This window comes from Hymenobacter agri (genome assembly GCF_054778495.1).
Genome location: NZ_BAAGZM010000092.1, coordinates 1 through 11,069, shown reverse-complemented (window position 1 = coordinate 11,069; position 11,069 = coordinate 1). Strand labels below are relative to the sequence as shown.

Annotated in this window: 8 protein-coding genes; all 8 read right to left on the bottom strand. The window is 62.1% G+C overall.

Going from position 1 to position 11,069, the window contains the following annotated elements; translation table 11 throughout:
• Positions 1-896: pyridoxal phosphate-dependent aminotransferase (locus ACYVDE_RS07240; protein ID WP_460500817.1), on the bottom strand; the 896-nt coding region annotated here is incomplete at its 3' end.
• 80 nt (positions 897-976) lie between these two features.
• Positions 977-1,951: an N-acetylmuramoyl-L-alanine amidase gene (locus tag ACYVDE_RS07235; protein ID WP_460500816.1), complete on the bottom strand. Its 975-nt coding sequence runs from the start codon at positions 1,949-1,951 to the stop codon at positions 977-979.
• Between the two features lie 52 nt (positions 1,952-2,003).
• On the bottom strand, positions 2,004-2,753 hold the full coding sequence (locus tag ACYVDE_RS07230) for a hypothetical protein (protein WP_460500815.1): 750 nt from the start codon (positions 2,751-2,753) through the stop codon (positions 2,004-2,006).
• A gap of 171 nt (positions 2,754-2,924) precedes the next feature.
• The gene (rny, locus tag ACYVDE_RS07225) at positions 2,925-4,613 is read right to left on the bottom strand and encodes a ribonuclease Y (RefSeq protein ID WP_460500814.1); all 1,689 of its coding nucleotides are present in this window, start codon (positions 4,611-4,613) and stop codon (positions 2,925-2,927) included.
• Positions 4,614-4,744: 131 nt separating this feature from the next.
• Positions 4,745-5,038: a cell division protein ZapA gene (locus tag ACYVDE_RS07220; RefSeq protein ID WP_460500813.1), complete on the bottom strand. Its 294-nt coding sequence runs from the start codon at positions 5,036-5,038 to the stop codon at positions 4,745-4,747.
• Positions 5,039-5,077: 39 nt separating this feature from the next.
• On the bottom strand, positions 5,078-5,503 hold the full coding sequence (locus tag ACYVDE_RS07215) for a hypothetical protein (RefSeq protein WP_460500812.1): 426 nt from the start codon (positions 5,501-5,503) through the stop codon (positions 5,078-5,080).
• 122 nt (positions 5,504-5,625) lie between these two features.
• Positions 5,626-8,634: a M16 family metallopeptidase gene (locus tag ACYVDE_RS07210; protein ID WP_460500811.1), complete on the bottom strand. Its 3,009-nt coding sequence runs from the start codon at positions 8,632-8,634 to the stop codon at positions 5,626-5,628.
• 248 nt (positions 8,635-8,882) lie between these two features.
• Positions 8,883-11,069 (bottom strand): phenylalanine--tRNA ligase subunit beta (gene pheT / locus ACYVDE_RS07205; RefSeq protein WP_460500810.1); only part of this gene is annotated, 2,187 nt, incomplete at its 5' end.

Sequence of the window (11,069 nt, the reverse complement as noted above, 5' to 3'; positions counted from 1 at the left end):
CGGCGGGCCTGGTATTCGGCGCGGGTTTCGTCGAAATACGTGCTGCGCAGGGCGGCGGCGGCTTCGGCGGCTGTCATTTCGAGCACCGGCGGGCAAATGCGCATCTGCCCAAAGTGGAAGGCGGCCTGCCACACGTCGGGGTTGCGCGTCACGAGCGCGCCCACGCGGGCCCCGCAGGCGCTGTAGCGCTTCGAGATAGTGTCGAGCAGTACCACGTACTGCTCGCCGCCTGCCAGGCTCAGGGCGCTGGTGGCCCGGGCGCCGTCGTAGCAGTACTCGCGGTAAGCTTCGTCGGACAGCAGGTACAAATCGTGCTTTTTGCACAAGCCCAGCAGGGCTTCCAACTCGGCCCGCGTGTACACGTAGCCCGTCGGGTTGCTGGGGTTGCAGATGAGGATGGCGCGGGTGCGGGGCGTAATCACGGCCTCGAAATCGGCCAACGGGGGCAGGGCGAAGCCATCCTCGATGTGCGCCGTCACGGCCACGATGCGCACGCCCGCCGCAATGGCAAACGCCGTGTAGGTGCCGTAGAACGGCTCGGCCACAATCACCTCATCGCCGGGGTTCAGGCAGCTAAGCATGGCAAAATGAATGGCCTCGCTGCCAGCCGTGGTCACCATAATATCCTCGAACCGCGCCGGAATACCGGCCCGCTGGTAGTAGGCTTCGAGCTTGCGGCGGTAGCTTTCGGTGCCCGCGCCGGGCGCGTAGCCGAGTACGGCCACGTCGGCGGTGCGCACGGCTTCGAGCAGGGCCGGGGGCGTCAGCACATCGGGCTGGCCGATGTTGAGGGGATACACGGTTTTGCCCTGGCGGCGGGCGGCTTCGGCAAAGGGCAGAAGCTTGCGAAACGGCGAAACGGGCATGTCCTGCCCGCGTTGGGATACTACTGGCATATGAATAAAAGGATAAGCCCAGCCGCTACCAAGATGGCCGGGGCTTACGCATAAAAGCTAAGTTAACGGCCAGCGGTGGGTTACAGGTATTTTTTGTACAGGTTGTAAAGAATGCGATTGTCGGCATCCGTCAGCGGCCCATTCACATTCTGCTGAATAAAATGCAGCTTAAACGCCCGGATGGCCGCCGGCAAATCACGCGTGTCGTAGCCGATAATCCGCAGTGCCTCGCGGGGGCTGAAGGCGGTAATCGGCCCGTTCAGCCGCGCCAGTTGCGCATCCAGCCGGCTGGTATCGACGGGCATGGGCAGGGTAGGGGCTGTCTCGTCGGTGGCCGCCGGGCGCGGGGCCAGCAAGCGACCGGCCAGCGCGGCCGCGCTATCGACACTGAAGGGGCTGGGCAGCGGCCCGGCATCGTACCACAGGCCGAAACCGTTGTCGGCCAGTCGTTTCCAGGGGAAGCGGGCGCTGGGGTCGTTCTTGCGGCTGGGCGCAATGTCGGCGTGGCCGATAAAGTTGGCGGCCGGAATCCCGTAGTCTTTTTTCAGCCCCGCCAAGATGTGCAGCAGGCTGGTAATCTGAGCTTCGGCGAAGGGCTCGGTGCCATTGTTGTCGAGCTCGATGCCGATGGAGCAGGAGTTCAGGTCGGTGTTGTTGCCCCAGCGGGCCACGCCGCCGTGCCAGGCCCGCAGGTAGTCGTTCAGCATGTGGTACACCCGGCCGTCGCGCCCAATCACGTAGTGCGCGCTCACCTGCGTTTTGGTCAGGGTGAAGGTTTTGAGCGTCTGGGCCGTCGAGTCCTGCGCCGTGTGGTGAATGACGACGTAGTTGGGCTTGCGCAGGTTGAAGTTGACGGTGCCCACCCAGTACTTGCCCAGCAGGCTGTCGCCGCCCGGCGTGGGCGGGGGCACGGCGCGCAGGGCCGCGGCGTAGGCCTTCACCTGCGCTTTATAGCTCTTGTTGGTGACGGCGTAGGGGTTTTTGGTGGTGGCGCAGGCGGCGAGGGCGCCGACAGCCAGTAAGCCCAGTCGGCCGAAGGAATAGCAACGTTTCATTGCCGTGAAAGTACGTCAGCAAGCCCGCAGCAGCTACGAAAAAAGGCCATTGCTATAGCTGCGAGGCGCGTTTGAAAAGCCGATGCGGGTAGAACACTGCCCCGACACTGACGAATAAGCTATTGTCAGACACGTTGTGGGTTGAATAGTCGCTGACGCGCCGCCCGTTGCAGTCGACCGACAAGCCGGCCGCTACCTGCAGCTGCAGGCAGTTGAAGCGGCCAGCGTAGGGGCTCACACGCCCCAGAACCATTGGCTCCAGCTGCAGTGTGGTAGCTGGCTTCAGCGCGACTCCCCGGTCACTCAGCTCATCAAAATATACTTGGGTAAGCCGCGCCGCAACTCCCACGCTCGCCACCCGACGCTGGTACAGGCCATACGCCTCGCCGAACAGTTTGTGGTACTGTCCATCATATTGCCGGTACACTACCACCGCCGAAACCCCCAGTAAGCCAGGCTCCCGATACCCGCGTTGGTTATGGCCCGCGCCGCCGCCCGCCAGCGCCCCCACCACCCAGTATTCGCGTAGGGGCCAATAGCCGCCCACAGCAGCTTCAAATTGCTTCACCCGGAAATAGGTGCTGTCGGCCGGGTCTTGTTTCAGGCTGCCAGCAGCCCGCACCAATACGTGGTTCAGGGGCGAATAAGCTACTGCGCCTTCTACCCGGCTATTGATGTGTAGAATGGCCGACACTTCAGCTTCCCCTTTGGTGCGGATGCCCGGCGCGGCGCAGTGCATAGGCGCGTACAATGCGCAACTCGTCATCAAACCCGCGCCAAGCAGCGTAGTGCAGGTGGCCAAGCAGTAGAATAGCCTCATAAACAGTGAATAAACCGGCGCATGCAGCGGCCAGACGGTAGAAAGGAACAGTGAAAATACCGATTTCCAATCATAAAAGAAGCCCCTGCAACTTTCGCTGCGGGGGCTTCTTTCGTCTCATTCCAAGGCGCAAGATAAAGCGTGCGCTACCGGCTACTTAGCATACGCCACGGCGCGCATCTCCCGAATCACGGTGATTTTAATCTGGCCGGGGTACTGCATCTCCTTCTCAATTTTCTGCGAAATCTCGAAGCTCAGTTCGGCGGCGCGCTCGTCGGTCACGTTCTCGGCGTCCACCATCACGCGTAGCTCGCGGCCGGCCTGAATGGCGAAGCACTGGTTCACGCCCTTGAAGCCGTTGGCGGTTTCCTCCAGTTGCTTCAGGCGCTTAATGTAGCTCTCCATCATCTCGCGGCGGGCGCCGGGGCGCGAGCCCGAAATGGCGTCGCAGGCCTGCACGAGCGGCGAAATCATGGCCGTCATCTCAATCTCGTCGTGGTGAGCCCCGATGGCATTCACCACATCGGGGTGCTCTTTCCACTTCTTGGCCATCTCCATGCCCAGAATGGCGTGGGGCAGCTCGGGTTCCTCGGTGCTCACCTTACCGATGTCGTGCAACAGGCCGGCGCGCTTGGCTTTCTTCACGTCGAGGCCCATCTCGGCGGCCATGGTGGCGCACAGGTTGGCCACTTCGCGCGAGTGCTGCAGCAGGTTCTGGCCATACGACGAGCGGAAACGCATGCGCCCTACCATCTTAATCAGCTCCGGGTGCAGGCCGTGAATGCCGAGGTCGATGATGGTTTTCTCGCCGATTTCGACGATTTCCTCCTCGATGTTCTTGCGGGTTTTGGCTACAATCTCCTCCACGCGGGCCGGGTGAATGCGGCCGTCCTTCACGAGCAGATGTAGCGAGAGGCGGGCAATTTCGCGGCGCACCGGGTCGAAGCCCGAGATGATGATGGCCTCGGGCGTGTCGTCCACAATAATTTCAACGCCCGTGGCAGCTTCCAGCGCGCGGATGTTGCGGCCCTCACGGCCGATGATTTTGCCTTTCACGTCGTCGCTTTCAATGTTGAAAATCGACACGCAGTTTTCGATGGCGTGTTCCGACGCGGTGCGCTGAATGGTTTCCAGCACAATCTTCTTCGCGTCCTTGGTGGCCGTCAGCTTAGCCTGGGCCACGGTATCCTTCACGTAGGAGCTGGCCTGAATCTGGGCTTCGTTCTTCAGCGATTCCACCAGCTGCTCGCGGGCTTCGGCGGCGGTCAGGTTGGCAATGGTTTCGAGCTGGCGCTGCACGGTGTGCAACTGCTCGTCGGCCTCGCGCTGCTTCTCTTCGAGCTCGGCCATTGCCTCCTCGTGGTCGAGGCGGCGCTTTTCGGCCTGGGCTTCGAGCTTGTCGCGCAGCTGCTGAGTGTCGGCCTGGTTTTTCTCGCGCTGGCGCTCCAGGTCGGCTTCCTTTTTCTGCAGCTGCTCCAGCTGGCGCTGGGTGGTTTCGGTGAGCAGCTTAATGCTTTGCTCCTGCTCGGTGACGCCCTGGCGGCGCTCGGTCAGCTCCTGGTCGAGGGCCTGCTTGAGGCGCTTGCTTTCCTGGTCGAACTCGTTGCGGAGCGTCTTGAACTTATTCTTGCTCTGCTCTAGGCGCTCGTCGGCCTGCTTGATTTTTTCATCGCGAAGGCGGGTGCCTTTCTCCTCCGCGTCGCGGAGGATTTGCTGGGCGCGGGCTTGGGCCTCGCCTTCGTGGTCGAGCCGGGCTTTGCCGGCCATCTGTCTGCCAATCAGCAGGCCCGCCACCAGGGCGACCACTGCTGCCAGCAGACAGTACATTATTAGAGGGGTCATATAGATTATGGTGTTTGAATGGGTGCAACACCATAACCGGGTAGAACGATTGTGCCCGGGCTACGCGGTAGCGGCCGATTGCCGCGCCGCCCAGCCGGGCCAACGAGTGTGTGGGTGCCGCGCGAGCTGCCTTAGCTCGCGAGCACCACGCCGGATAGTAGCTCGTCGAAACGAGCCAGCCGTTCGGTTAGCGCCGCATCGGTGCCATCCTTTTCCTTGCTCACTTTCAATTGGTCGGCCATCGTGGCCAACGCAACCATGGCCAGCAGGTCCTGTTTATCCTGAATGCCGTAGCCTTCCCGGAATTCGCGCAGCTTGTCGCCCAACAGGCGGCCGGCCAAGCGCAGCCGTTCCTCATCCTGCACGTCAACGCGCATGGGGTAGTCCCGGTCAGCAATTCGGATTTTAATGGCTAATTCGCTCATGGGGCGAAAGTTATGGCAGTGGGGTGAGGGTCGTTCGGTTTAGTCTCTCAAATAGGCAAGACACTTGTCCAGTTCGCGGATGTATTCGTTGAGGCGCAGTTTAAGTTCGTTGGCGTGGGTGGGTTCCCCAGCTATGGTGTGTACAAGTTTAACAATATTTTCCTGGTTTTGGCGCTCCTTCAACAGCCGGTCTTTCTCGCGCAGGTCGCCCCGCAGCTGCTGAACCGTGGTGTTGGCATCGGCCAGCTCTTCGCGCAATTGCTGATAGGCAGCCACTAAGGTGGTTATCTGCCGCTCCAGGCGGTCAAGTTGCGCAAGCTGTTGAGAAGAGGCCACGGGCAGGAAATTTTTCGGTGAAGATAAAGCGGCGGGCCGAAAGCTACGCTTTACCCGGCACTCGCTCGCGGCTTGTGCCTCAGGGAGGTTTGGTTTAAGGAAAGTAGATGATACAAAAAAGAACGTCACGCTGAGCGAAGTCGAAGCATCTCTACTGCAGTAGTAATCCAACTGTTAGGATTAGCTGCGCGGTAGAGATGCTTCGGCAGGCTCAGCATGACGTTCTACAAAGCGTCAGGCTCGAAAAAGGCTTAGCCCTTCTTGGTCTTCACTTTGATTTTACCACCGTCTTCGGTTTTCATCTTGGTTTTGTCGTCCGTCATGGGGGCAGCGGGGGCCGGGGCCGGCGCGGCGGTGGTCACGGGCTTGCCTTCCAGGTCGAGCTGCACCACGGGGTAGCCCAGGGCCTGCAGCGAGGGCAGCTGCTTCTCGTCGCCCACTACCACGATGTACATCTTATCGGCGGGCAGGTACTGCTTGGCAATGGCCTGTACGTCTTCCTTCTTCAGGTTTTTCAGGATTTCGGTCTGCTCGTTCACGTAAGTGGGCTGCAGGTCGTACTCCACGAGGCGCGACAGGAAGCCGGCTTTCTGCTGGCCGGTTTCGTACTTAAGCGCGTCGCTCTGGCCGATAGACGACTGAACGAACGACAGCTCCTCGTCCGAAATCCCGTTCGGGTAGTTCGAAATCTCGCTCATGAATTCCTTCACCGAGGCGGCCGTGGCGTCGGCGCGCACGCCAGCCTGAGCCGTGAACGGCCCGGCGTAGCGCGTGCCCGCGAAGCCCGAGCGGGCGCCGTAGGTGTAGCCCTTGTTCTCGCGCAGGTTCAGGTTGATGCGCGAGTTGAAGGCGCCGCCGAGCAGGTAGTTGGCCAGGCCGGCACGGTAGTACTGGCCGGTGGCGTCGTACTTCAGGTCGGTGGGGTAGCCCACGCGGATTTCGGACTGGGCCGCGCCCGGCTTGTTCACGAAGTAGATGGTGGTTTTGTCGGGCTGCACGCCGGCCACGTCGGTCGGAATGGTCACGTCCTTCTTCGCCCAGTTCTTCAGGAAACCCAGGTTGGCATCGAGGGTGGCCTGGTCCACGTCGCCCACGGCCACGAGGTAGCTCACGTTGGGGGCGTAGTACGTGTTGTAGAAGTTCTTCACGTCGTCGAGCGTGAGGCTGCCCACCGAGGCGGTGGTGCCGGCCACGGCCGTGCCGGCAATGTTGCTCTGGCCGTAGAGCAGCCGGTTGTAGGTCAGGTCGGCAATGACGGCGGGCTGGTTGGCGAAGTTGGCAATCTTCTCCAGTTGCTGCTTTTTCACGCGGGCAAAGTCGGCGGCGTCGAAGCGCGGGTGTAGCAGGCGCTGGTCGAGCAGGGCCATGGTGGCGGGCAGGTTCTTGGTCAGGCTCTGCACGTACACCACGGTTTCATTGTCGCCGGCAAATACCGATACCTGCGAACCCAGCTTATCGAGCGCGGCCGAGAACTGCTCGCCGGTGTATTTCTCCGAGCCCTCGTTCAGCATGCTGGCCGTGAGCTCGGCAATGCCGGCCTTGCCGGGCATGGTCTGCTCGAGGCGGTGGCCGCCGCGGATGGTCAGGCGCATGGTTACGGCCGGAATCTCGGTGTTCTTCGTGCCCACCACTTTCAGGCCGTTGGGCAGGGTTTCCTGGTAGAGCGCGGGCACCTTCACCACGGGATTGGCGCCGGCGGCGGGCTGCTTGCTGCGGTCGAAGGTGTCGGTGGCCTTGTTGTATTTCAGGCCTTCGTAGCCGTAGTCGGGGGCTTTGTAGCCCGCTTTGTCGATGGTGTAGTTGTCGGGCTTGGCGGCAGCCACGCCACCGGTTTTAGGCACCACGCTCAGAATCACAGCGTGCTTGCCTTTCACGTACTTATCGTACACGCGCTGCACGTCGGCCTTGGTCAGGGCCTTCAGCTCCTTCTGCTCCACCACCAGGTGGTTAGGGTTGCCGAAGAACGTCTGGTTGGCGGCCAGCTGGCTCACCTTGCCCTGCACGCTGGCCAGGCCATTGATGGTCTGGGCCTCGGTCTGGGCCTTGAAGCGCTGCACGTCCTCGTCGGTTACGCCGCGCTTCTCAAACTCTTTCAGTGTGTTGCGGATGATGACCTCGGTGCTGTCCAGCGTTTTGCCGGGCAGGGGCAGGGCCACAAAATCGAGGAAGCCGCCCAGCTCCGAGTTCTGTTGGTAGGCCTGGGCCTGCACGGTTTTCTGGTTTTTCACCAGGTTTTTGTAGAGCAGCGAGGTTTTGCCGCCACCCAGGATTTCGGCCAGGGCGTCGAGGGCCATTTCGTCGGGGTGGCCGTGCGGCACCGTCGGAAATACCATTTGCAGCATGGGGAAGCGCACGTTGTCCTGGTAGCTCACGTAGCGGTCCTGCGTGAGCACGGGGGCGGGCAGATTGGTAGGCTGCACGGACGGCCCGCGCTTGATGGGGCCGAAGTATTTCTCCACCAGCTTCACCACCTCGGCCGACTTCACGTCGCCGCCCACGGTGAGGGTGGCGTTGTTGGGGCCGTACCAGCGCAGGAAGAAGTTCTTGAGGTCCTGCAGGTCGGCGCGGTCGAGGTCTTCGAGGTAGCCGATGGTGAGCCAGGAGTAGGGATGGCCGTAGGGGTACAGCGTTTTCGAGATGTATTCGCTGGCCAGGCCGTAGGGGCGGTTGTCGTAGTTCTGGCCGCGCTCGTTTTTCACCGTCGAGCGCTGAATCTCGAATTTCTTCTGGCTCACGGCGTCGAGCAGGAAGCCCATGCGGTCGGCCTCCAGCCACAGGCCGGTTTCGAGCTGATTGCTGGGCAGGGTCTCGAAATAGTTGGTGCGGTCTTGGTTGGTCGAGCCATTCAGGGTGCCGCCGGCGGCCGTCACCAGCTTAAAGTGCTGCTGGTCGCCCACATGGTCGGAGCCCTGGAACATCATGTGCTCGAAGAAGTGCGCGAAGCCCGACTTGCCAATCTGCTCACGGGCCGAGCCCACGTGGTAAGTCACGTCCACGTGCACCAACGGGTCGGAGTGGTCTTCGGCCACCACGAGCGTGAGGCCGTTGGGCAGCACGTACTTCTCGTAGGGAATCATTACCTGGCCGGGCTGCTTGGTTACCTTCTCCACCAGCTTGGTGCCGTAGGGCGTGGTCATCAGGGCCGTGGTTTTGGCGGCGGCAGTCTTAGAGGCCGGGGCTTTGGCCGCCGGTTTTTGCTGGGCAAAGCTGACGGTGGTCATCAGCGCCAGGCCCAGCGTAGAAAGGAAACGAAGGTTCATTCTTGGAGAAAAAGGGATTAGTGGAAATGAGGTAGGTGAATCAGGCTGCAACTTACTGCTGCGGCCGCAACCAACGCGGCAGTAAGCGCTGCGGTCGGGCTTGCGGAGCAAGGGCAAGCGTTGCATCGCAGGGGTTGCTTGTCTGTTACAGCATCAGCGTTTTTTCATTGCGCCAAATGCCAACGGGGGCGCAAAAGGCCACTATTCCCGTGGTCTTCTGCGCCCCCGTTGGCATCAGTTGAGCGTTTCTACTTCCGAATCAGCGCGCCGGCCTGCTTCTCGAACTGCTGAATCAGCTTCTGCATCACCTGGTCGATGGCCTGCTCGCTGAGCGTCTGGCCGTAGTCCTGCAGCGTGAAGCTCACCGAATACGACTTTTTGCCCGCGCCCAAGTTCTCGCCGGCGTACACGTCGAACACATTGATGCTCTGCAGCAGCTTCTTCTCGGTCTTGCGGGCAATCTGCTGGAGCTGGTCGAAGGTTACGGCCTGGTCCACCACGATGCTCAGGTCGCGGCGCACTTCCGGGAATTTCGACAGCTCGCGGGCCGTCAGTGTGGGCTTGTACTTCTTGCTCAGCGCGTCCCAGTCCAGCTCGGCGTACCACACCGGCTGCGATACGTCCATCTTCTTCAGCACCGAAGCCGATACGGCACCCAGCTGGGCCAGCGGCTGGTTGTGCACCAGCAGCGTGAGGCCACCGGCCAGGTACTCGTGCTGCACCGGCTGCGAAGCCGCCCCGCCGAAGCCCAGGGCCGCCAGCACCTGCTGCACCGCGCCCGCCAGGTCGTGGAAAGCCGCTTTTTCCGACTTCTGCTGCCAGGTTTCGCTGGCGGCGTTGCCCGTCAGGTACAGCACCAGCTTGTTCTTTTCCTGGTACTTGCCGTTCTCGTTCTGCGAGTAGGTCTTGCCGAACTCGTAGAGCTTGAGGTCGCGCTGGCGGCGGTTGAGGTTGTGCCGAATAATTTCCAGGCCCGAGTGCAGCAGGGTGGGCCGCATCACGTTCAAGTCGACGCTGTTGTAGTTCAGAATACGCACCAGCGCCGGGTTCACCTCGCCGTCTTTCTCGAAATAGAGCGAGTTGGTGAGCGAGTTAGTCAGAATCTCTGAAAAGCCCTGACCGCTGAGCAGCGAGGCGATTTTCACCCGCGTCACCTCCGGGTCGGGGTTCGGGAACTTGGCCAGGAAGGAGGCCGAGTTGTTGGGCCGCAGCGCCACATTATTGTAGCCGTAGATGCGCAGGATTTCCTCAATCACGTCGGCCTCGCGGGTCACGTCCACCTTGTGGGGCGGCACGGTCAGCATCCAGGTATCCTGGTCGCCGGCGTCGAGGTTTTCTTCGCTGATTTCAATGTCGAGGTCCGTCAGAATCTGGCGGATGCGCTCGGGGGCAATGTACTGGCCCACCAGCCGCTCCACGCGGGGCAGGCGCAGGCGCACAGTAGCCGGCGGCACGGGCGTGGGGTACTCGTCCACCACCGGCGCGGCGATGGTCGCGCCCGCTACTTCCTGCAGCAGCAGGGCCGCCCGCTGCAGGGCTACCGGCACCATGTTGGGGTCGGTGCCGCGCTCGAAGCGGAAGGAGGCGTCGGTTTTCAAATTATGCGTTTGCGAGGTGCGACGCACGGCGGCGGGGCCGAAGTAGGCGCTTTCCAGAAATACGCGGGTGGTGCCCTCGCTCACGCCCGAGGTCTTGCCGCCGAACACGCCGGCCAGCGCCATGGGCGCGCCGTTGGCATCGGCAATCACCAAATCCTCGGCTTTGAGGCTGCGCTCGATGCCGTCCAGAGTCACGAATTTCTCGCCGGCCTCGGCGCGCTTCACGCGGATGTGGCCGCCGGTAATCTGTTCGGCATCAAACGCGTGCAGGGGTTGGCCCAGCTCGTGCAGTACGAAGTTGGTCACGTCTACCACGTTGTTAATTGGGCTCAGGCCGATGCTGCGCAAGCGGCGCTGCAGCCACTCGGGCGACGGGCCGACGTGCACGTTTTCCAGCAGCAGGCCGGCGTAGCGCGGGGCGGCTTCAAGGTCCTCAATCGTTACCTTGATGTTGCTTTCGGCCGAGGTCGGGGCCGCAAAGCCGCTCACGTCGGGCAGGTGGCAGGGCTGGCGCAGCAGGGCGCGCACCTCGCGGGCCACGCCGTAGTGCGAGGCGGCATCGGCCCGGTTGGGCGTGAGGCCAATTTCGTACACCGTATCGGACCCCAGGCCGAAATAGTCGGCGGCGGGCGTGCCGTTAGGCAGGTCGGTGTCGAGCACCATGATGCCGGCGTGCGACTGGCCCAGACCGATTTCGTCCTCGGCGCAAATCATGCCCTCCGAGGCCGCGCCGCGAATCTTGCTTTTCTTGATTTTGAACGGCTCGCCGCTGGCGGGGTGCAGTTCGGCGCCTTCGAGGGCCACCACCACGCGCTGGCCGGCGGCCACGTTGGGGGC